At 50.6% G+C, this 22,718-nt stretch carries 21 protein-coding genes and 2 pseudogenes; 15 read left to right on the top strand and 8 right to left on the bottom strand.

The genetic code is table 11. From position 1 onward, the window contains the following. Positions 1–16 precede the first annotated feature (16 nt). Entirely contained in the window at positions 17–1,231 is a 1,215-nt protein-coding gene (gene fes / locus LDB27_RS15960; protein WP_000656590.1) for an enterochelin esterase, read from the bottom strand. Between the two features lie 188 nt (positions 1,232–1,419). Here fes and LDB27_RS15965 point away from each other — a divergent pair, with 188 nt between their 5' ends. From LDB27_RS15965 to LDB27_RS15980, 4 genes are all read left to right on the top strand, one after another. Further along, a complete protein-coding gene (locus LDB27_RS15965) occupies positions 1,420–3,675 on the top strand; it encodes a TonB-dependent siderophore receptor (RefSeq protein ID WP_001034964.1) in 2,256 nt (751 codons plus the stop codon). 47 nt (positions 3,676–3,722) lie between these two features. Then, a complete protein-coding gene (gene entD / locus LDB27_RS15970; RefSeq protein ID WP_001260565.1) occupies positions 3,723–4,427 on the top strand; it encodes an enterobactin synthase subunit EntD in 705 nt (234 codons plus the stop codon). An 11-nt stretch (positions 4,428–4,438) separates the two neighbouring features. Then, positions 4,439–5,557, top strand: a complete 1,119-nt coding sequence (locus LDB27_RS15975) for a YbdK family carboxylate-amine ligase (protein ID WP_000174090.1) — start codon at positions 4,439–4,441, stop codon at positions 5,555–5,557. 66 nt (positions 5,558–5,623) lie between these two features. Next, complete coding sequence (locus LDB27_RS15980) at positions 5,624–5,872, top strand: DUF1158 family protein (RefSeq protein WP_000682498.1); 249 nt, start codon at positions 5,624–5,626, stop codon at positions 5,870–5,872. Positions 5,873–5,877: 5 nt separating this feature from the next. On the opposite strand, the gene LDB27_RS15985 is transcribed toward LDB27_RS15980, so the two are convergent. Then, a complete protein-coding gene (locus LDB27_RS15985) occupies positions 5,878–6,219 on the bottom strand; it encodes a RamA family antibiotic efflux transcriptional regulator (protein ID WP_000155635.1) in 342 nt (113 codons plus the stop codon). A 288-nt stretch (positions 6,220–6,507) separates the two neighbouring features. On the opposite strand from LDB27_RS15985, the gene LDB27_RS15990 reads away from it, so the two are divergent. From LDB27_RS15990 to nfsB, 3 genes are all read left to right on the top strand, one after another. Beyond that, entirely contained in the window at positions 6,508–7,089 is a 582-nt protein-coding gene (locus tag LDB27_RS15990) for a TetR/AcrR family transcriptional regulator (RefSeq protein ID WP_000113609.1), read from the top strand. After that, entirely contained in the window at positions 7,089–7,457 is a 369-nt protein-coding gene (locus tag LDB27_RS15995) for an MmcQ/YjbR family DNA-binding protein (RefSeq protein ID WP_000348989.1), read from the top strand. Before LDB27_RS15990 ends, LDB27_RS15995 begins: the two co-directional genes overlap by 1 nt. A 96-nt stretch (positions 7,458–7,553) precedes the next feature. Next, the gene (nfsB, locus tag LDB27_RS16000; protein WP_001585524.1) at positions 7,554–8,207 is read left to right on the top strand and encodes an oxygen-insensitive NAD(P)H nitroreductase; all 654 of its coding nucleotides are present in this window, start codon (positions 7,554–7,556) and stop codon (positions 8,205–8,207) included. A 266-nt stretch (positions 8,208–8,473) separates the two neighbouring features. On the opposite strand, the gene LDB27_RS16005 is transcribed toward nfsB, so the two are convergent. Then, positions 8,474–10,444, bottom strand: a complete 1,971-nt coding sequence (locus tag LDB27_RS16005) for an autotransporter domain-containing esterase (RefSeq protein WP_023197012.1) — start codon at positions 10,442–10,444, stop codon at positions 8,474–8,476. Between the two features lie 310 nt (positions 10,445–10,754). Between LDB27_RS16005 and LDB27_RS16010 the strand changes: the two genes are divergently transcribed. Then, a complete protein-coding gene (locus tag LDB27_RS16010) occupies positions 10,755–12,002 on the top strand; it encodes a mechanosensitive ion channel family protein (RefSeq protein ID WP_001156967.1) in 1,248 nt (415 codons plus the stop codon). Between the two features lie 41 nt (positions 12,003–12,043). Here the strand turns inward: LDB27_RS16010 and pheP are convergent, their stop codons facing one another. Continuing rightward, positions 12,044–13,438: a phenylalanine transporter gene (gene pheP / locus LDB27_RS16015; protein WP_000786283.1), complete on the bottom strand. Its 1,395-nt coding sequence runs from the start codon at positions 13,436–13,438 to the stop codon at positions 12,044–12,046. 325 nt (positions 13,439–13,763) lie between these two features. Here pheP and LDB27_RS16020 point away from each other — a divergent pair, with 325 nt between their 5' ends. After that, positions 13,764–14,939 (top strand): DnaJ family molecular chaperone, encoded by a 1,176-nt coding sequence (locus LDB27_RS16020; RefSeq protein ID WP_001033457.1) that lies wholly within the window; start codon positions 13,764–13,766, stop codon positions 14,937–14,939. 94 nt (positions 14,940–15,033) lie between these two features. Here the strand turns inward: LDB27_RS16020 and rclC are convergent, their stop codons facing one another. The 3 genes from rclC to rclA all read right to left on the bottom strand — a co-directional run bounded on the left by rclC (position 15,034) and on the right by rclA (position 17,324). Continuing rightward, positions 15,034–15,594, bottom strand: coding sequence for a reactive chlorine resistance membrane protein RclC (rclC, locus tag LDB27_RS16025; protein ID WP_000362177.1), 561 nt, complete (start codon positions 15,592–15,594; stop codon positions 15,034–15,036). A 12-nt stretch (positions 15,595–15,606) separates the two neighbouring features. Next, entirely contained in the window at positions 15,607–15,843 is a 237-nt protein-coding gene (gene rclB, locus LDB27_RS16030) for a reactive chlorine resistance periplasmic protein RclB (RefSeq protein ID WP_000922168.1), read from the bottom strand. 155 nt (positions 15,844–15,998) lie between these two features. Continuing rightward, positions 15,999–17,324 carry a reactive chlorine resistance oxidoreductase RclA gene (gene rclA, locus LDB27_RS16035; RefSeq protein WP_000195924.1) on the bottom strand — a complete coding sequence of 442 codons (1,326 nt, stop codon included), beginning with the start codon at positions 17,322–17,324 and terminating at the stop codon, positions 15,999–16,001. 215 nt (positions 17,325–17,539) lie between these two features. On the opposite strand from rclA, the gene rclR reads away from it, so the two are divergent. Continuing rightward, a complete protein-coding gene (gene rclR / locus LDB27_RS16040; protein ID WP_000339638.1) occupies positions 17,540–18,394 on the top strand; it encodes a reactive chlorine-specific transcriptional regulator RclR in 855 nt (284 codons plus the stop codon). Between the two features lie 50 nt (positions 18,395–18,444). Here the strand turns inward: rclR and LDB27_RS16045 are convergent. Further along, positions 18,445–18,711 (bottom strand): annotated as a pseudogene (locus tag LDB27_RS16045) (efflux RND transporter permease subunit); the annotation flags it as partial. A gap of 3 nt (positions 18,712–18,714) precedes the next feature. On the opposite strand from LDB27_RS16045, the pseudogene LDB27_RS16050 reads away from it, so the two are divergent. The 5 genes and pseudogenes from LDB27_RS16050 to LDB27_RS16070 all read left to right on the top strand — a co-directional run. Then, a pseudogene (locus LDB27_RS16050) lies at positions 18,715–19,089 on the top strand (ATP-binding protein); the annotation flags it as partial. 199 nt (positions 19,090–19,288) lie between these two features. Further along, entirely contained in the window at positions 19,289–19,534 is a 246-nt protein-coding gene (locus tag LDB27_RS16055) for a copper-binding protein (protein ID WP_000445905.1), read from the top strand. Positions 19,535–19,958: 424 nt separating this feature from the next. Next, positions 19,959–20,321 carry a GtrA family protein gene (locus LDB27_RS16060; RefSeq protein WP_000915523.1) on the top strand — a complete coding sequence of 121 codons (363 nt, stop codon included), beginning with the start codon at positions 19,959–19,961 and terminating at the stop codon, positions 20,319–20,321. Next, complete coding sequence (locus LDB27_RS16065; protein ID WP_000703612.1) at positions 20,318–21,238, top strand: glycosyltransferase family 2 protein; 921 nt, start codon at positions 20,318–20,320, stop codon at positions 21,236–21,238. Before LDB27_RS16060 ends, LDB27_RS16065 begins: the two co-directional genes overlap by 4 nt. A gap of 1 nt (position 21,239) precedes the next feature. Then, positions 21,240–22,697, top strand: a complete 1,458-nt coding sequence (locus LDB27_RS16070; protein WP_000143759.1) for a glucosyltransferase domain-containing protein — start codon at positions 21,240–21,242, stop codon at positions 22,695–22,697. Positions 22,698–22,718 lie beyond the last annotated feature (21 nt).

The raw sequence follows: 22,718 nt of genomic DNA on the forward strand, positions 1-22,718 counted from the left end.
ATGGACATGTGCCCGGTTAAAGCGTGTCGATAAGCGGCTGCCAAAGCAGCATCAGCCCTTGCGTTAGCCCGCCGCGCCAGCAAAGCGCATCGTGTCCGCCGTCAACCTGACGCCAGAAAATGGACTGCTGCGAGGTATTCAGTTGGGCATAAAGCGCCTGATTCGCCTGAAACACGATCGGTTCACGCACGCCGGCCTCCAGTACGATACGCAGTCCGCGCGCGCATAATGCGCCGGTTTTCAGCCGGGTAATGACTTCCCCCTCCGGCGGGGTGATGCGATGGGGCCACCAGAACGATCCTGACTGGCTTAGTACACAGCCAAAACGCGTCGGCCAGTTCAGGCCGGCATACAGCGCCGACAGGCCGCCAAAACTCTGTCCGGCGACCACCGTTCGCCCGGCATCATCGCTAAAAGGCGTCACGGCTCTGACTTGCGGCAACAGTTCCTGCTGCACCGCCAGCCAGAAGTCGGCATTGCAGGGCAACTCCTGGCTGCGGTGTTGAGTATCAATCGCGTCAATCAGCAGATAGACGGCACCGGGAAGCAGACGTTGATGAGTCAGCGAGGCGAGCGCGGGCCAGACGGGCATATTTTCCGCCCAGAATTGACCGTCCAGCAGAATAGCCAACGGTCTTTCCTCCGGCGCCTTGTCTCCGGTCGTCAATATCCATACGCGGCGGGAATTGCCCAGACGTGCGCTATGCCACTGCATCATCAAAGGCGGCGAGTACGGCGTTTCAGGACGATCCCATCCCGGCTGAAGGGGCGCATCCGGCATTTCCAGCGCCGAAACCGCATGACCACGTCCTCCCCGCCAGCTTTGCGAATTAAGCGGGTCGGCAATCGCCTGCGGTAATAGCTGTCGCCAGCCTTCACGCAGTGCGTTCCGATCGGGTGTTTCGCCCGGCGCAAAAGCGGCAAAAACGTCATCGCGCTCGGTAGGAATAAAACAGTAGCTGCCGCGCCAGTTAGCGCTAAGCGCCGTACTCCAGCGCCAGACATCCGTTCCGGCAATACGCGCCATCGTCTGAGGCTGCGCGTTTTGATGATGATCGGTTACGCCAGTGATGTAGACCCAGACACGCCGTATCGGGGAGTGTGTTTCGTTTCCCTGCGGGTCGCGCCACCAAAAAGTGACCCGATAATTTCCGTCTTTTTCCCGTATCCATTCCGGCCCGGTTTTCGTCCTCCACCAGGCCTCACTTCCCGTTGCCAGCGCCTCTTTCATTATAACCCTGTGTTTATTATGAATTTTGTATATAAAAGGTGAAATATATTGATAATATTATTGATAACTATTTGCATTTGCAATAGCGTATTGTCGCGCTATGGGACGCGCGAACACAATTTCACCACCCGGCCAATGCCTTTGACGGGCGCTTTGGCTTATGTGGCTAAAGAAAAGCAGGATATACAATGAACAAGAAGATTCATTCCCTGACCTTACTGGTCAATTTAGGGATTTACGGGGCCGCTCTGCCCGTGATGGCGGAAGAAAAAACCGATAGCGCTGCGCTCACCAATGAAGACACCATCGTGGTGACCGCTGCCCAGCAAAACCTACAGGCGCCAGGCGTATCCACCATCACCGCCGATGAGATCCGCAAAAATCCGCCCGCGCGCGACGTGTCAGAAATCATCCGCACCATGCCGGGCGTGAACCTGACCGGCAACTCCACCAGCGGTCAGCGCGGGAATAATCGCCAAATCGATATTCGCGGCATGGGGCCGGAAAACACCCTCATCCTGATAGACGGTAAACCCGTCACCAGCCGTAACTCGGTACGCCTGGGCTGGCGCGGCGAACGCGATACCCGTGGCGATACCGCGTGGGTGCCGCCGGAGATGATCGAACGCATTGAAGTGCTGCGTGGCCCTGCCGCCGCACGCTACGGCAACGGCGCGGCGGGTGGCGTGGTCAATATCATTACCAAAAAAGGCGGTAGCGAGTGGCACGGTTCCTGGAATACCTATTTCAACGCGCCGGAACATAAAGACGAAGGCGCGACCAAACGCACTAACTTTAGCCTGAACGGCCCGCTGGGCGGGGATTTCAGCTTCCGTCTGTATGGCAACCTCGACAAAACGCAGGCGGATGCGCGTAATATTAACCAGGGGCATCAGTCTGAACGTACCGGGAGTTACGCCGACACGCTACCGGCAGGACGCGAGGGGGTCATTAACAAAGATATCAACGGCGTAGTTCGTTGGGATTTTGCTCCGCTTCAGTCTCTGGAGCTGGAGGCCGGATACAGTCGCCAGGGCAATCTCTATGCCGGTGATACTCAGAACACCAATACGAACCAACTGGTGAAAGATAATTACGGAAAAGAGACGAACCGCCTCTATCGGCAGAACTACTCTCTGACCTGGAACGGCGGCTGGGATAATGGCGTAACCACCAGTAACTGGGTGCAATACGAACATACCCGTAACTCCCGGATGCCGGAAGGCTTAGCAGGCGGCACCGAAGGAATTTTCGATCCCAAAGCATCGCAAAAATATGCCGATGCCGATTTGAATGACGTCACCCTACACAGCGAAGTGAGCCTTCCTTTCGATCTGCTGGTCAATCAAAACCTGACGCTGGGTAGCGAATGGGCCCAACAGCGTATGAAAGACGAGCTCTCCAACTCGCAAACCTTTATGGGGGGAAATATCCCGGGTTACAGCAGTACCAATCGTAGCCCCTATTCAAAAGCGGAAATTTTCTCTCTGTTTGCTGAAAACAACATGGAACTGACCGACAGCACCATGCTGACGCCGGGGCTACGTTTCGATCATCACAGTATTGTGGGGGATAACTGGAGCCCGTCGCTGAACCTGTCGCAAGGTCTGGGGGATGACTTTACCCTGAAAATGGGGATCGCCCGCGCTTATAAAGCCCCGAGTCTGTACCAGACTAACCCAAACTATATTTTGTACAGTAAAGGTCAGGGTTGCTACGCGACTGGCGCGGGTACCGGCATCGGCTGCTATATGATGGGTAACGATGATCTGAAAGCCGAGACCAGCATCAATAAAGAGATCGGTCTGGAATTTAAACGCGATGGCTGGCTGGCCGGCATCACCTGGTTCCGCAATGATTACCGCAATAAGATTGAAGCGGGTACGGTGCCGTTGCAGCGTATCAACAACGGCAAAACGGATGTCTATCAGTGGGAGAACGTGCCGAAAGCGGTCGTTGAAGGTCTGGAAGGCACGTTAAACGTACCGGTTAGCGACACCGTCAACTGGACGAATAACGTTACGTATATGCTGCAGAGTAAAAACAAAGAGACCGGCGAACGCCTGTCGATTATTCCACAGTACACGCTTAACTCAACCCTGAGCTGGCAGGTACGTCAGGACGTTTCTCTGCAATCGACCTTCACCTGGTACGGCAAACAAGAGCCGAAGAAATATGATTATCAGGGTAACCCCGTTACCGGAACAGATAAGCAAGCGGTCAGCCCATACAGTATTGTTGGCCTGAGCGCGACCTGGGACGTGACCAAAAATGTCAGCCTGACCGGTGGCGTGGATAACCTCTTTGACAAACGTCTGTGGCGTGAAGGTAACGCGCAAACCGTCAGGGATACTCAAACTGGCGCTTATATGGCGGGCGCTGGCGCGTACACCTATAACGAACCGGGACGTACGTGGTATATGAGCATTAATACCCATTTCTGATGGCAACCTTCCCTCCCTCATTCGGGGGAGGGAATTAGCAAAAAACGATGCGGACATCTCATTTTCCCCTTCCCTTTGCCGGACACAGGCTGCATATCGTCGACTTTGATGCGAGCAGCTTTCACGAACACGACCTGCTATGGCTTCCTCATCACGATCGGCTCCGGTCTGCCGGACGCAAGCGTAAAGCTGAACATCTGGCAGGCCGCATTGCCGCCGTTCACGCGCTACGCGAGGTGGGCGTCAGGACAGTGCCCGGTATTGGCGACAAGCGACAGCCGCTATGGCCGGACGGCCTATTTGGCAGCATCAGCCACTGTGCGTCAACGGCGCTGGCCGTCATATCCCGACAACGTGTCGGCGTTGATATAGAAAAAATCATGAGTCAGCACACGGCGACAGAGCTGGCGCCGTCCATTATCGATAGCGATGAGCACCAAATTCTCCAGGCGAGCTCGCTCCCTTTTCCGCTTGCCCTGACGCTGGCCTTCTCCGCCAAAGAGAGCGTTTATAAAGCCTTTTCAGACCGCGTCACGCTCCCGGGATTCGATAGCGCAAAAGTTACCTCGCTTACCGCCACGCACATCTCGTTACATCTGCTGCCAGCCTTTGCCGCCACGATGGCTGAACGTACCGTCCGTACAGAATGGTTTCAACGTGACAATAGCGTTATTACTCTTGTTTTTGCAATAATGCGCTTTCCCCACGACAGGAGCGCTCCCGCTTCTATACTTAGCGCAATACCCCGATAAATGAGATCACTATGACGCTGAATGATTTTCACGTTTCTGAACCTTATACGCTTGGTATTGAGCTGGAGATGCAGGTGATCAATCCACCTGGCTACGATTTAAGTCAGGACTCTTCTACACTGATCGACGCCGTTAAGCCCCAACTTACTGCGGGAGAAATTAAGCACGATATCACCGAAAGTATGCTGGAGATGGCCACGGGCGTCTGCCGCGATATTGACCAGGCGGCGGCCCAACTTTCTGCCATGCAGCACGTTATTTTACAGGCGGCGTCGGAACACCATCTCGGCATTTGCGGCGGCGGTACGCACCCTTTTCAAAAATGGCAGCGTCAGGAGGTCTGTGATAATGAGCGCTATCAACGCACGCTGGAAAATTTCGGCTACTTAATTCAACAGGCGACGGTTTTCGGCCAGCATGTCCATGTCGGCTGCGCGAACGGCGACGATGCGATTTATCTTTTACACGGGCTGTCGCATTTTGTGCCACACTTTATTGCGCTCTCCGCCGCGTCTCCCTATATGCAAGGATCTGACACCCGTTTTGCCTGCGCGCGCCTGAATATTTTTTCCGCTTTTCCCGATAACGGTCCCATGCCGTGGGTCAGTAACTGGCAAGAGTTTGCCGGACTATTTCGTCGTCTGTCTTACACCACGATGATCGACAGCATCAAAGATTTGCACTGGGATATCCGCCCCAGCCCGGCCTTTGGCACGGTAGAAGTTCGGGTGATGGATACGCCGCTCACCCTTGATCATGCCATCAATATGGCAGGGTTGATTCAGGCGACCGCGCACTGGCTGCTGACCGAGCGTCCCTTTAAACCGCAGGAACAAGACTATCTGTTATATAAATTCAACCGTTTTCAGGCTTGCCGCTATGGTCTAGAGGGCGTGCTAACCGATGCCTATACCGGCGACCGCCGTCGCCTGGCAGATGATACGCTGCGTCTGCTGGACAACGTTACCCCCTCTGCGCGCAAGCTGGGCGCCGACAGCGCCATTGACGCACTACGTCTGCAGGTGAAAAAAGGCGGTAACGAAGCGCAATATATGCGGGAGTTTATTGCCGACGGCGGATCGCTGATAGGCCTGGTACAAAAACATTGTGAAATCTGGGCGGGACAATAGACAGCATATTTGCCTTACCAGGCGATATCCCGGACAATGGCGTTTTAACTTACGTTTAACAAAGCCATGAAACACCCGCTTGAATCATTGATGACCGCTGCCGGTATTTTGCTGATGGCGTTGCTCTCCAGCCTGCTGCTGCCCGCCCCTTCGCTCGGCCTTGCGCTGGCGCAAAAACTGGTCGGGATCTTTCATCTTATGGATCTCAACCAGCTTTATACTTTGTTGTTTTGTTTATGGTTTCTGTTGCTCGGCGCGCTGGAATATTATGTTATTCGCTTTATCTGGCGGCGCTGGTTTTCGCTGGCCAATTAAACATTTCAATGCGTACGGCCATGATTTTCTTTACGATAAGCGCCTGGCGGCAGGTTGAACGTGCGGGTAAAAATGCGCGTAAAGGTTTGCTGCGAATCAAAACCATACTTTAGACAAATATCATACACCTTCTGGTCGGTGTCGCGCAGGTCGCGCGCCGCCAGTTTTAGCTTCCGTTCACGCACGTAGCGCCCCAGACTCTCCCCTTTGTACTGCATAAAAAGGCGCTGCAGGTGCCACTTGGAATACCCCGCATGACGGGCAATATCATCAATACGTAACGGCTGATTCAAATTATCATCAATCCACTCGACAATCGTGTCGATAACCTGAGCGGAAATGGTCATCGTGCTCTCCCCTCTATCAAACTCGTCAGCGGCTCCCGCACCGCACATTTACGGCAACAGCAATAAGCATAGTAATAACCACACAAATTGTGAGACGGCTTATCGCATGGCCTGCAATATGCTTTTCTACCACTTCATGCGGCAGCCCTTGATTATGAGTGAGTAAGCACTCATTATAGAAAGCAAAGATACGCCGTCAAGGTACTTTTCAAAGGTTGACATTCACCGTTGCGACGCGACAACGGGCATGATTCAATCATGTTTTTCCAGACATAAGGGTAACGTGTAGTGGCTCGTCCGAAGAGTGAAGACAAAAAACAAGCATTACTGGAAGCGGCAACCCAGGCGATAGCGCAATCCGGTATCGCCGCCTCAACGGCGGTGATTGCGCGTAACGCAGGTGTTGCAGAAGGAACATTGTTTCGCTATTTCGCGACCAAAGATGAGCTGATTAACACGTTGTATTTGCATTTAAAGCAGGATCTCTGCCAGTCAATGATAATGGAGCTGGATCGATCCATTACCGATGCCAAAATGATGACCCGTTTTATCTGGAACAGTTACATCAGTTGGGGTCTGAACCATCCCGCGCGCCATCGGGCGATCCGTCAACTGGCCGTCAGCGAAAAGCTCACCAAAGAGACGGAACAACGGGCCGACGATATGTTCCCCGAATTGCGCGATTTATGTCATCGTTCCGTTTTGATGGTGTTTATGTCGGATGAGTACCGCGCCTTCGGCGACGGCCTTTTTCTGGCGCTGGCTGAAACAACAATGGATTTCGCCGCGCGCGATCCCGCTCGCGCTGGCGAATATATTGCGCTGGGATTCGAAGCCATGTGGCGCGCGCTGACTCGCGAGGAGCAATAATGGACGGTCAAACACTGCACGCCTGTGCAAAACGCTTTGCGCTGGAACTGCCTTTTACCGAACACTGCTGGCCTTTCGGCCCACAGTACGATGTGTTTAAAGTCGGCGGCAAAATATTCATGCTTTTCACTGAACATCACTGCCGTCCAGTGGTGAACCTGAAGTCGGATCCCCAAAAATCCCTGGTAAATCAACAAATTTACCCCAGCATTGCGCCTGGCTATCACATGAATAAGAAACACTGGATTTCAGTCTATGCGGGCGAGGATATCACCGTCTCGCTACTCAACGATTTGATAAATGACTCATGGAATCTGGTCGTAGACGGGCTGCCTAAAAGAGAGCAACTGCGCCTGCGGCCGCGCTGATGCAATAACCGTTTCCGCATTTTCCTCCCTTATCTTTTTACCGATAACCCGGTACCCTGCTGATACAAAAGGGTACTAAACCAACCAGGAGCATTTATGGATATCGTTTCTGTCGCCTTAAAGCGCTACTCCACTAAGGCGTTCGATCCCAGCAAAAAACTGACCGCCGAAGAAGCGGATAAAATAAAAACACTACTACAGTACAGCCCCTCCAGCACCAATTCCCAGCCGTGGCACTTTATTGTCGCCAGTACGGAAGAGGGCAAAGCGCGTGTCGCAAAATCCGCCGCCGCCAATTATGTGTTTAACGAACGTAAAATGTTAGACGCCTCCCATGTGGTGGTCTTCTGCGCAAAAACCGCAATGGATGACGCATGGCTTGAGCGCGTCGTCGATCAGGAAGATGCCGATGGCCGTTTCGCTACGCCGGAAGCTAAAGCGGCAAATGATAAAGGTCGCCGCTTTTTCGCCGATATGCACCGCGTCTCGCTGAAAGATGACCACCAGTGGATGGCGAAACAGGTCTATCTGAACGTCGGTAACTTTCTGCTGGGCGTCGCCGCGATGGGTCTCGACGCTGTCCCCATTGAAGGTTTCGACGCCGAGGTGCTCGACGCTGAATTTGGTCTGAAAGAAAAAGGCTATACCAGTCTGGTCGTGGTGCCGGTCGGCCATCATAGCGTCGAGGATTTCAACGCCGGGCTGCCGAAATCACGTCTGCCGCTTGAAACCACACTGACGGAAGTCTAATCCCCTGCCTAAGCCGGACGCCCGTCCGGCTTTTTTCACCTTTCTGCCAGGTTCCCCAATGATCAATGGCGCGAAGTGCCAGGTTTTACATCGCTAGTGTTAACTTTCTCTTTCAAGGTATTGAAAATAAATAACATTTAAAACTGGCACGCCGTTTGCCATATCTGGATACCCCCTATCTGGATGAAGGAGAAAACGGCGTGACACCGGTTTGCGCCTACGATGGCGATATTGTCACCACGGGGTTGGCCCTCCCTGGCGTGTCATCAAAATCGGGCGCTAAACCCAACGTTATAACGGGTTTGATTGCCATCGCTTAACCCTGCCGTTTGCGACAGCCCGGCGAAAGCGGACACCGTTGCCGACAGCGGAAAATCTGCGCCAATCGCGATATCAACCCAGTTTTTATCCTGCGCTTTTCCGTCGCGGCTAAACGTCAACGCGGTCGATTTAAGGCCGCCGTTCGCCACATACGTATCATCGCCAAACTGACGGCGATAATTAATCTGCGCCCAGGAGTGAATGATGCTGTGGCGGAGATCCAGACGCCAACCAGCGCTACCGACCTGCGAATGGGCGTTTTGGTCGCCAAAACGCATTGATGTACTGGTATTGAGCTTCTCGCTATAACCATTAACGTGGCTGTAATCCCATGCATATTGCAGCATCGGTCCGGTCGTTAACCACGGCATCATGACAAAATCATAACCGCTGGTTAACCTCGCGCCCCACAGCCGACCGTTGGTTTCGCCCTCTTCCACCCGTCTTAGCGCACCGAGCGTGATACTGCGCTGAATGTTACTGAATTTAGCGGACAGGTAGTGTAAATCGCTATCCAGCCACGCCTGACCGGCGCGTAAATGGCTGAATACGGCGGCCTGAAAACCGCGGGCGTCATAACGATAATTATCGTCAGGATGTTGCTTATCCAGAGAACCGGCTATCAGCCCTCCCAGCAGTACCTGCTCGTTAAGCTGATAATCGACGCCAACCGTCAGATTATTATGATTACCGTTCCCGTCGGCCTCATTATTATCATAACGTTGATATCCCCCGCTGTATCCACCGAACATGCCCAGTGAACCAACAGGATTTTCCCCCTGGCGAAGCTGCTGATAACGGCTGTCAAGCGTGGTACGACTGCCTTGCGCCATCGACTGAACGCTTTGGTTCAGGTATGTCGCCTGTACCGGCGCGGCAATGATCGACTGGATATATTGCGCAATAATGGTATGAACTTGCGGACCGGGATGTAAATGATCGGCAAACAGATAGTCCTGCGACGCATTAAATCCAGGCATCGCCGAGGAGCACGCCGAAGCGGATACGCCAGGCGGGCAGGCCATACCTACGGTATTTGTCAGACCAAACGCCTGCGGGTTGGCAAGAATTTCCTTAAAGAGGCCGTTGATATCGGCACGGGCTATATTGCCGCCGTGTTGCTCCAGCCCCTTCTCTTCCATCTGATTATAATAATCGGTCAGAGCTGACGCCTGCTCTGCCGCCGTTTCATAGCCCGCCAGCAGTTGCTCAACGAGCAGTTGCTGAATAAACGGATTGCTGCTTACCGTTGCAGCCGCCGCCAGCAACGCCTTGCGGATCGCCTGTTGCCGACTGGCGAAATCGGGCGTAGCACCCTCCGCCAGCGCGTCTAACGCCGCTTTTAACGCCGGAGGCGCCGCTGCGCCCAGCCCGGCGGTGATTACCGCCTCCAGAAGCATTGGCGTCGCACTAATATCCGGTACGTTTGGCACCACAACCAGCCCGGCGCCGGCATCCAGTAACAGTCCTACCTGCGCCGCCGCGTTAGTGGCGCTATTACCGGCTATTTGCTGTGCCATGGTTGGTTGCGCGATGGCCGCCGCCAGATCGTTTCCGCCGACCCAGTGAATATACAAACCGTTGTGGTCGGCTTTTCCCCCCGTTTTGGCAAGCCACTGCCGTACCTGATCCGCGGTATTATCCTGCGGGTTTAATTCCGGGGTCGCCGTCGCGCCGCCGGCGGCATAATTAGAACCGCCATTGTTGGAAGGGCTTAATGCCAGCCCAAATCGTTCGGCCAACTGTTCGTCGTAGAGCTTATTTTGACCACTATCCCAGGTCCAGCGACCGTTATTCCCGGTATCGCTAAGGCTATCGCCAAATACCGTAAGAGAGTCAAACGCACAGGCAGATAATGGCGCGGCCAGCGCCAGCGAGAGTATGCCGTATTTTAGCAGGGTACGCTTTTGGGTCATCCGATGTTCCTTAATGTTATTGTTGAGAGGTACGACGGTGCTAATCATCATCCGACAGAAACATTGCAATCGTTTTAAGCATTCTGGTTAAAATGTTTTCATCCATTGTTGACGAACTGGCGCCTGTTCAAAAAAATGGGGTGGCGTAAAATAACGACGTTTATGGGGCGCTGGATAAAATATAGCGTATGGATAACCCCTGAAGCGCTTTTACCCGTCTGTTGCTGATTATGCCTGAAGCGCGAGCGTCCTGATTTGCATAAATGCCATTCAGCAGTCATCATAGGCTGCTGTTTATAAAGGAGAGATTATGCAGGAATTGATATCCCAGGTAGAAGATTTAGCGGGAATTGAAATGAATCACACCACGTCGCTGGTGGTGATATTTGGTATTATTTTTCTGACGGCAGTTGTCGTGCATATTATTTTGCACTGGATAGTACTGCGCGCTTTCGAAAAACGTGCCAGCGCCAGTTCCCGCCTGTGGCTGCAAATTATTACCCAGAATAAATTATTCCATCGTCTGGCTTTTACGCTGCAAGGCATCATTGTCAATATTCAGGCCGCGCTCTGGCTACAAAAAGGCAGTGAGGCTGCGGATATCCTGACGACCTGCGCGCAGTTATGGATTATGACCTACGCCCTGCTGTCGTTATTTTCTCTGCTGGACGTGATTTTCAATCTATCGCAAAAATGGCCCGCCGCCTCTCAGTTACCGCTAAAAGGAATATTTCAGGGCATTAAGCTCATCGGCGCTATTATCGTCGGCATTCTGATGATCTCACTGCTGATTGGCCAGTCACCAGCAATTTTAATCAGCGGGCTGGGCGCGATGGCCGCGGTATTAATGCTGGTCTTTAAAGACCCGATTCTTGGCCTGGTTGCCGGTATCCAGCTTTCCGCCAACGATATGCTCAAACTGGGCGACTGGCTGGAAATGCCGAAATATGGCGCAGATGGCGCGGTCATTGATATTGGCTTAACCACGGTAAAAGTACGCAACTGGGATAATACCATCACCACCATTCCCACCTGGTCACTGGTTTCCGACTCGTTCAAAAACTGGAGCGGCATGTCTGCGTCCGGCGGACGCCGGATTAAACGCAGCATTAATATTGACGCGACCAGTATCCATTTTCTGGATGCTGATGAAAAACAGCGGCTGTTAACCGCGCAACTGTTAAAGCCGTACCTTACCAGCCGTCATCAGGAAATCGATGAATGGAATAAACAACTGGATGCGCCGGAATCAGCCTTAAATCACCGCCGAATGACCAATATCGGGACATTTCGCGCCTATCTGAACGAATATTTACGCCACCATCCGCGCATCCGTAAAGATATGACGCTGATGGTACGCCAACTGGCGCCTGACGATCATGGTTTGCCGATAGAGATCTACGCCTTTACCAATACCGTCGTGTGGCTGGAATATGAGAGCATTCAGGCCGATATTTTCGACCATATATTTGCGGTGGTGGAAGAGTTCGGCTTGCGTATTCATCAGACGCCGACCGGCAGCGATATTCGCGCGCTGTCAGGGACATTGCGGCATTAATGGATTGCCCGATCGCATGAGCATGGGATCGGGCAAAAAAGTTAATGAGCCTTACGGCGCAAAACTGTAAACGCGATAAACAGGAATACAATCCATACCGGCAGCAAAATCGCCGACAATCGCATATCGTCCATCGTACACATTAACACCAGAATCAGCGCCAGAAACGCAATGCACAAATAGTTTCCGGCGGGATAGAACAGCGCCTTAAATTGCGTCTCGCGCCCTTTACGACGCATCGCCGCGCGAAAACGTAAATGCGCGAGACAGATCATTATCCAGTTTAGCAATAGCGTCGCGACAACCAGCGCCATCAACAGGCTAAACGCTTTTTGCGGCAACAGATAGTTGATCAGCACCACCAGCGAGGTAATCGCTCCGGAAAGTATCAGCGAGTTCACCGGCACGCCGCGATGGCTGACGCGGGTTAAAAATTTCGGCGCATTGCCTTGTACGGACAGGCCGAACAGCATTCGGCTGTTCGAATAAACGCCGCTGTTATACACCGAAAGCGACGCGACCAGAATAACGAAATTCAGCGCCGAAGCCACCACATTACTGTCCAGGTTATGGAAGATCATCACAAAAGGGCTGCTATTGGATTTCACCTCTACCCACGGATAGAGCGCCAGCAACACCACCAGCGAACCGATGTAGAACAGCAAAATACGGTATACCACCTGATTCACCGCTTTCGGAATGCTTTTTTGCGGATCGCGCGCTTCCGCCGCAGTAATGCCGATCAGCTCCAGTCCGCCAAAAGAAAACATAATCACCGCCAGCGACAGAAGCAAACCATGCCAACCGGTAGCGAAGAAACCGTTATAACGCCAGAGGTTATCAATGCTGGCATGTTCGCCGCCGTGGCCGGAGAACAGCAGCCACAGACCAAAACCTATCATGCCGATAATCGCCAGCACTTTAATGAGCGCGAACCAGAATTCCGTTTCGCCATACAGACGAACGTTCACCAGATTTACGGCATTAATGATAATAAAAAACGCCGCCGCCCAAATCCATGTTGGTACGTCAGGCAGCCAGTACTGCATATAGATGCCCGCCGCGGTCAGCTCCGCCATCCCGACCAGCACAAACATGACCCAATAGTTCCAGCCCGACAAAAAGCCCGCAAACGGCCCCCAATATTTCCAGGCGAAGTGGGCAAACGATCCGGAAACCGGCTCTTCCACGACCATTTCACCCAACTGGCGCATAATGAGAAAAGCGATAATCCCGGCAACGCCATAGCCCAACAAAACAGCCGGCCCCGCCATTTGAATCGCCGGGCCGATGCCCAGAAACAGTCCGGTGCCAATGGCGCCGCCCAGCGCAATTAGCTGAATATGGCGGTTTTGCAACCCCCGTTGAAGCGTCGGTTCATTCTTCGACGCGGCATCCGACACGCTGGCGCCGGATGCAGTTGACGCGTTTTTCACGTCCTACCCCTGTATCGTTTTTATTGAGGGGCACCTTTTAACATTTCGCTCTCGCTGCCGCAAGGCGCAATCGTTTGTCAAGGCTCAACTCCGGACGTTAACGTTATCGTGTAAAAAAAGATGTCGCGGGGAGTAAAAAGAAAAGAGTGCGCGCCGATATAGAACGTTACGGGTGACAGACGCCGAGTATAAAATATGTGAATAACTCTGGACGAAAAGTACGACACCCTACAGAATACATTTAGTATTTTTTCAGTATTTTCAAAAAGGTGAATCAGACCTGGTATCTGTTATCCGTTTTTGAGCCACGCCAGGCATCAACGTCATGAATAAGATCATCAAACGTTTAGAGATCATCAAAAGCGCCATCGAACTTGAGGACGAAGAGATTATCCGTCAGCAGCTCATCTACCTGAAAAATGAGCCGCAGGATGCCGTAATCAGCGCGATTGCCCAGGCGATTGAAGCTCGTCGATTCAGTGACGCCATGCAAGAGATCGCCGCCTGGCTACAGGCTCAACGGGCGCTCTCGACGTGGCAAGATCCCTCTATTGCCGCCAGTAAACTGGAGCTGAAAGCGCTTGAAGCCCAGCTTCGCGATCTGATTGACAAACGAAATGCGCGGGTACAAATCCTCGACGATTTCAACGATCTCTATCATCTGCGTCTCGGGCCGTTGATGAGCCGTATTCTGGAGTTGCGTAAACAGCTCGCGGTGAGTATGCAGCGTAAGCAAGAAGCCGAAATAAAACGCCGGGAAAAAGATTATCAATCCTGCCTGCAATTTATTTCCCAGGCCGTGGATCAACTGGCAACGCTAAAACAGCAGTGGACAGGATTGAATGCCGCCTCGCGCGAAGCGGTGGGCATCCGTCAGCGAATCCAGCAGCAGACGGAATTAATTACCGCGTTGCTGGCGGAAATTCGCGAGCTGGAAGCGGATTTTTCCCATCAGGACGACAGCGCATTCCGCCAGGCGCAGGAAAATGCGGAACAGGACTATCACCAGTACCGGGAGCAGCAGCAGGAAGCGCAATTCCGCTACGCCCGCGATCAACGTTTGTCGGCTGACGAACGCAGTGAATTAAAACGTTTGTGGCGTCAGGCCAGCCGCCTGTGTCACCCGGATGTAGTCGCCGATGAATTGAAAGAAAAAGCGCACCAGATGATGGTACAGCTTAATCAGGCGCGGCAGAATGCCGATCTGGCGGCAATTCGCGCGTTATTGACGCAGCTGCAAAGCGGTCTGGAACCGATGATGGCAAGCGACAGGCTAAATAACCTGGAACATCTGCGCCATAAAATACGCCAGCTCCGCACACAAATCGACGCGCTGTTGAAAGAGATAACGCAACTGGAAACGGAAAACGCCTGGCGGCTCGCCTCTTCCGTTGCGGATAAGGAAGCCTATTTCTCCGAGCAGGAACGGGCACTAACCGAAATTCGCAATACGCTGGAGGCGCAGGTTCAACAGGTGGAACAGGAACTTCTGTCAGGGTAGACCATCATTCATCAATAAATTGTCGGATGGCGCAAGCGCCACCCGACGAATCGCGGCATAAAGAGGGTAAGAGGGTAAGAGGGTAAGAGGGTCGCTACTGTCGCTGTAAAAGTAACGAACGGGCGGAGTCCGCCATGATCATCACCGCACCTGCCAGCATTAACGTATCTTTTAATACCAGCCGTCCGGCGCCCGATAAATACGGAAAACCATAATGCGCATCGCCCAGCGGCATGACCCAGGCCTCCGGCGTGGTGATTAAAAACGACAGCGTGACAAATGGCGTCAGGAATGCCAGCACGCCGCCTGCCAGCCCTAACCAGCGGCTAACAGGGTTAGCCAGTACCAGCGCCGCGATAATCAATTCCACCACGCCCAGACCATCCGAAAACGCATACGTATTATTGGCCGTTTGCCAGGCGCGTTCCTCCGGTTTTAGTTCGCCCTCATGAGTCAGATGCTGACGATATTCTTCCGGATGTTCATAGAAAAAAGACATAAACGGGCTGTTCGCTACAAACGGGGTAATACTGTCTGCCTCATAGGGCACAAATTTTAGTAGTCCAATCCAGATAAAAACGATGGCGATACTCAGGCGAATTAATGTTAATCCCAGCCGATCCCCCTGACTTAACAGACGAAGATATTTATCCATCTCAGGCTCTCCTTATTTATATAATATCGCAGTGGCGTAACCCGTATTATCAATACGCATTGACGTAATTTTCCATGACGAGGCCTGTTTACTTTGCGCCAGTCTGGCAATAGCGTCTTCAAGCATTGACGGCGTTGCTGCCACCGCAGAAACGCTGATATATTCAACGTCAGTTAGCGGCTGGGCGGAGGCGGAAAACGCCAGCGGCGCAGCCAATAATGAAGCAATAAGCGTGGTAACTTTTAACATCGAGATTTCCAGTCGTGGGTTATTTCAATGGTGTTATAATACGTTACGCCTGACTAAAGCCTTTTCTTTCAGACGCCAGCATATTTGTCCTGGCGTATTTTTATAGCCTGACAGGCAAAAAAAGCCCTGATTAACAGGGCTACGTTATTTATGTTTTACTTAATGAGAGAGAAGAGATCGTTTAAAGACTCACTCATTGTAGGATGGGTAAATATCTGGTCGCGTAACACCGTATAAGGTAAATCTGCATCCATAACGGTTTTAACGATATTAATCATTTCATGAGAATCAACGCATAACAATGACACCCCTACAATACGCTGCGTATTCACGTCCACTACCGCTTTTAGTACGCCACGGGTATCGTTCATAACACGGGCGCGAGGGATCGCCGCTACCGGTAATGTCACCACCTGCACCGTTGCGCCGCTTGCCCGCGCTTGTTCTTCCGTCAGCCCGACACGAGAGAGCGGCGGCGTCATAAAGACGGAATACGGAACGTTCTGGCGATCGCGGGTACTGCGTTTGCCATCTCCCAATAACCCATCGCGTACAATACGAAAATCATCCAGTGAAATATAGGTAAACTGCAACCCACCGGTAACATCGCCCATCGCCCAGATATTGTCCGCCGTGGTACGCAGGTAATCATCCACGATGATCCCGCCGCGTTCGTTCACCGCCACGCCGGCGTTCTGCAACTGTAAGCCAGCCGTCGCCGGTTTTCGCCCCGACGCCACCAGCAGGGCATCCACAAGATGCGCGCCTTCCGGCGTTTCTACTTGTACCGCGCCCTCCTTTGAGGATACGGCCTGTACGTTGGCGTTTAAAATCAGCTCGACGCCCTTTTCCTGTAAAATACGGGTAATTGCCTGCGCGATATCCCGATCTTCACGAGGCAGGAATTGCGACGCTGCTTCAAAGATAGTGACCTTCGTACCGAAGTTGGCGAACATTGAGGCAAATTCAAGGCCAATATAACCGCCGCCTAAAATCCCCAGCCGCGCCGGACGCTGGCTCAGGCTGAGTAACCCGGTGCTATCGAACACCCCCGCCGTCGTTGTTATGCCCGTAATAGCCGGGATCACCGACTCTGCGCCAGTATTAATGAAGATCTTTTCTCCCCGTAACACCCGCTCGCCGTCCGCCTGAAATACCCGTAAGGTATGGTTATCAATAAACTCCGCCCTTCCCTCAATCACATCGACATTGTCCAGGTCGGCAAGATTATGAAAATTTTTGTCGCGTAAAAAATTTACGACCGCCGCTTTGCGTTGCATGGCGACAGAAAAATCGCCCTCACGTTCCGCGTCATGCACCAGCGTTTTCGTTGGAATACAGCCAATGTTGATGCAGGTTCCGCCGAACATACTGGCGGACTGTTCGATAATCGCCACGCGCCATCCCGTCTTCGCCAGAGTTGCCGCCAACGTTTTTCCTGCCTTGCCAAAACCAATAATGAGCGCCTGATACTGTGTCATCTTCTTTCTCCGCCAAATCACCATCTGTTTGTCAGGACAAGTATAAGTAACGTCAAAAAAGACAGGGTTATCTGCAACGCGTCATTTTTTGTCTTATCGTCTAAATTGGCGGTTAGCAAAAACAAAAGTAGAAATGACATTGAGTCCGAAATATAGTGATCAGAGACAGAAATGGTTATCCCTATTTTTGAAAAAGAATCTGTTCTGGAGTCTTTATGGATGCGCTTAGTCGGCTATTGACGCTTAACTCCCCTCAGGGCTCAATCGACAAGAATTGCCCGTTAGGCGGCGACTGGCAGTTGCCGCACGCCGCTGGCGAACTATCGGTGATTCGCTGGCATACCGTTACGCAGGGCGAAGCGCAACTGGAAATGCCTACCGGCGACGCCATGACGCTTACGCCGGGAAAGGTGGTGATTCTGCCGCAAAACTCCGCCCACCGTTTGCGCCAGTCTGGCGAAGCACCGACACATATCGTGTGCGGTAGTCTACGTCTGCACACGACGTCACGTTATTTCCTTACCGCGTTGCCGGAAGTGTTATGTCTTGCCCCGCCGTCGCATAGCCCCGCCAGTATCTGGCTTAACGCCGCCATTTTGCTGTTACAGCAGGAGTCAGAACGCCATTTACCCGGCGCTGACGTCTTATACAGTCAGCAGTGCGCCACGCTGTTTACCCTCGCCGTTCGCGACTGGCTATCGCAGGCTGGCACGGCGAAAAGCGTGCTCAATTTATTGCTGCATCCCCGGCTGGGCCGCGTGATCCTTCACATGCTGGAAACTCCGGCGCAACCCTGGACGGTCGAAACGCTGGCGCAACGGGTACACATGTCTCGGGCAAGCTTCGCCCAGCTATTTCGCGACGTGTCCGCGACGACGCCCTTAGCCGTGTTAACAACGCTGCGCCTGCAAATCGCCGCCCAGACCCTGTCGCGTGAAGCGCTGCCGGTGATGGTGATTGCCGAGTCGGTAGGTTATGCGAGCGAATCTTCTTTTCACAAAGCTTTTGTCCGTGAATTCGGTTGTACACCAGGCGAATACCGCAAACGGGTCAACGCACTCGGACGATAAACGTAGGCTGAACCCGCCTGCAGTTTGACGCCGCAGGCGGGGTGCACACGTTATGCCGCAAGGCGACGATGCCTGCGCAGCCACATCAGCTTGTAGGCTGCCGGAATGATGAACAGCGACAGCAGCGGCGCGGTAATCATGCCGCCGACCATCGGCGCGGCAATACGGCTCATCACCTCAGAACCCGCGCCAGCCCCCCATAAAAAAGGCAGCAGACCGGCGATAATCACCGCTACCGTCATGGCTTTTGGCCGCACCCGGAGCACCGCCCCGTGGTAAAGCGTCTCATCGAGTTTTTCTGCCGAAAAGGTGTTGGGAGCTTGCGCTTTGAAGGCCGCGCCTGCTGGATCACCGGCGATCCCATCATGCTGCGCAGAGCGATCAGTAACTTACTCTCTAATGCGATGCACTATACGCCGCCGGGTAAAACCATTACTCTTCGGATAAAAGAAGCGGACGACCAGATACATATTATTGTTGAAAACCCCGGTACGCCAATCGCGCCGGAACATTTGCCGCGCCTTTTCGATCGTTTTTATCGGGTTGATCCCTCCCGCCAGCGTAAAGGGGAAGGCAGCGGTATAGGCCTGGCAATTGTAAAATCCATCGTCATTGCGCATCAGGGAAAAGTTTCTGTCACCTCCGATACGCGCGCTACTCGTTTTATTTTGACATTACCCAAACACCTCCGTTGAACTGTAGCGATAGTGAAAGGCGCTATCACTAGCCAGCAAAATAATCTGACATCATCGTCATTATCCCGTCACGCGCCAGACCCAACGACTGTTTTATTATTTCTCTTATTAACCCACACCGGAGAAATAAGATAAATAAGTTTACATCCCTTTTAGCTGTCGTTTTTTTATTTCAGCTGGCGTAAACGCCGCAGAGAAAATGGAATCCCGCCAATTATCCGCCACGGCGCATGAGATGATGAATAACGGTGACGCCTTCGCGCATCAGCAAATGGCTCAGACACAGAAACCCAGCGCCCCGACTACTGTGGAAAATGCGACACCCTTTTCTGAAATGGACGACTATGAAAAAGCAATGGTCATCCATCAATCGATGAATAATGCCCATTCTTTCGCCCACGAGATCCAGGCTGAGGAGCACCATAAACAGATTAAACGCAATTAGTTATTTGCATATTAGCGTCACGTACTGCGGATGGCGCAACGTCGCCGCCGCAGAAGCTTACGGATTAACATAATTTTGAGAGGTTAAATGGCGCGCCCTGCAGGATTCGAACCTGCGCCCCACGGCTTAGATGTTTCTGGAACTACCTGAGCTAACAACAAGTTATCCCATTACTACGGCACTCACACTCGTCCCATCCTCGAAAAACATGCAAAGCCTTGCAAGCCGATGCAAAGCTTTGTGTGTCCCGTTTTTGTCCCAAACCACTTAGCAATCAGCAGCCCCAATTGATCGGTAACAACGATCAATTAATAAGATAACAATAAGTTTAAACTATCAAATATCACATTATTGATCGTTTATATCGATCAAAGCAATTTGTAGTGCTACACTCCAGACCTTTCCGAATCCGCTGATTTTCATAATGTTGAAGTTATTCGCTAAGTACACATCGATCGGTGTTCTTAACACGCTTATTCATTGGGGCGTATTTGCTTTTTGTGTGTATGGGATGCATACGCATCAGGCGTTGGCGAACTTTTCCGGTTTTGTTATCGCTGTATCGTTCAGCTTCTATGCCAATGCGCGCTTCACCTTTAACGCCAGCACCACCACGCTTCGCTACATGATGTACGTGGGATTTATGGGAACACTGAGCGCCGTTGTTGGCTGGATGGCTGACAAATGCTCCCTGCCACCACTCCTTACGCTTGTCACCTTTTCAGCTATCAGCCTGATATGCGGATTCATTTATTCAAAGTTCATTGTCTTTAGGGATGCGAAATGAAAATCTCGTTAGTCGTTCCGGTCTTCAATGAAGAAGCCACAATACCTATTTTCTATAAAACGGTTCGCGAGTTTGAAGAGCTAAAACCGTATGAAGTTGAGATTGTTTTCATCAACGACGGAAGCAAAGATGCGACTGAATCAATAATTAACAAAATAGCTGCATCTGATCCGCTCGTTATTCCGCTTTCGTTTACGCGAAACTTCGGTAAAGAACCTGCTCTTTTCGCGGGTCTCGACCATGCAACCGGGGATGCGGTCATTCCTATTGATGTCGATTTACAGGATCCGATAGAAGTTATCCCCCATCTCATTGAGAAGTGGCAGGCTGGCGCGGATATGGTGCTGGCTAAGCGCTCAGACCGCTCAACTGACGGGCGCATGAAGCGTAAGACAGCTGAATGGTTTTATAAGCTGCATAATAAAATCAGCAATCCGAAAATTGAAGAGAACGTCGGTGATTTCCGGTTAATGAGCCGTGAGGTTGTCGAAAATATTAAACAGATGCCAGAACGTAATCTGTTTATGAAAGGCGTTCTGTCATGGGTGGGCGGCAAGACTGATGTAGTTGAATACGCCCGCGCTGAGCGTATTGCTGGCGATTCAAAATTCAATGGCTGGAAATTATGGAATCTGGCGCTGGAAGGAATAACTTCTTTCTCAACATTTCCGCTCCGTATATGGACTTACATTGGATTGTTTATTGCAGGTATGTCATTCCTTTACGGTGCATGGATGATTATTGATAAATTAATATTTGGAAATAATGTTCCTGGCTACCCGTCTCTTCTTGTTTCTGTACTTTTTCTGGGTGGCGTTCAATTGATAGGAATAGGTATTCTTGGGGAATATATTGGAAGGATTTACATAGAAACCAAAAAAAGGCCTAAGTATATTTTAAAAAAGAAGGTATTATAAAGTGACGTTCAATAATAATGACAAAATGTTTGTATCCATCCTTTTGGGTTTGGTACTCATTTACACGTTCCCTTTACTAACTCAACAATCATATTACATTGATGATTTAGGAAGGTCTCTTTATGGTGGGCTAGGCTGGTCTGGGAATGGCAGGCCTCTTGCTGATGTTATATTTTATGTTATAAATTTTGGTATACCAATTACAGACTCATCTCCACTTCCATTGATTTTAGGGTTGACCGCATTAGTTATTTCATTAGTGTACATTAGAGATTATTTGTTCGGTAATGATTATATCACAGCGGCACTTTGCTTTATGATGATTATAGCAAATCCTTTTTTCATAGAAAACCTATCATATAAATATGATTCATTAACAATGTGTTTGAGTGTCGCCATATCAATTATGGCATCGCGTAAATCGTACAGCCGTGAAATTTCAAACATCATAATCGCTATCACTCTAACAATTGCATACCTCAGTCTATATCAAGCCTCATTAAATATATACTCTATATTTTTATTTACTTTTATACTCTCAGATCTCACAAGTGGTGAAGACTTAAAGTCAATAGTTTACAAAGCTATTTTATCGCTATTTTGCTTGATAACAGGATATTTGATATACTCTTTTTTTATAGCAAAAAAACTGGTTACTGGTGGTTACAATATTGAGCACAGCAAGATTATAGAGTTAAACTCGAATATTATTGAAAGTCTTTACAATAATATAGTTTCATTCTATAAAATGATAAGCGTCATTTTCGATGGTGCTTATAGCTTAGTTTACTACTCAATGCTGGTAGTGTTGGTTGTTTCTTTTTTAATTATTGTTTTAAGAATCTTATTAAGCGAACAAAATAAAGCAATGAGGATAACATTGTTGGCTGTTAGTTTATTGGCTTCTTTATTTTTTATTATTGGCCCTATGTTGCTACTTAATTCACCAATTTATGCTGCAAGAGTACTGATTGGGATGGGCGGTTTTATGTTTTTCTGTTGTTACTCAATGTATTCTGCATTTGGGGATAAAAAATTAATATTTAGAATTTATTTTTCTTTTGTTTTATTAATGTCTACATTTTTTTCTTACGGCGCGTATCACTCAATTAATGCACAATTTAAGTTTGAAGAAAATATTGTTAATAGAATATCTCAAGACATCCAATTCTTTGGTATTGGGAACAATGCTGAATATATAAAATTTATAGGTGTAGAGCCATACACATCAACTAATGAAAATATAATAAAAAAACACCCCATTATGGAAATATTAATACCGCGCATCATTAATAATGACTGGATGTGGTCAGGTGTATTAATGCAAAGAAATCCTTTTTCCAAAAAATTTAAACTATATACAAATCATGTCACCCTTAATGATGGATGGGAAAAAAGTCGAAATGATGTGTATTCTATTGGTTTAGTAGGTGAAACTATAGTTGTAAGGTTTAATTAGCTATAGCATGTTCACTATAAA

This window comes from Salmonella sp. JXY0409-18, from assembly GCF_020268625.1.
In the GTDB taxonomy this organism is placed as follows: domain Bacteria; phylum Pseudomonadota; class Gammaproteobacteria; order Enterobacterales; family Enterobacteriaceae; genus Salmonella; species Salmonella enterica.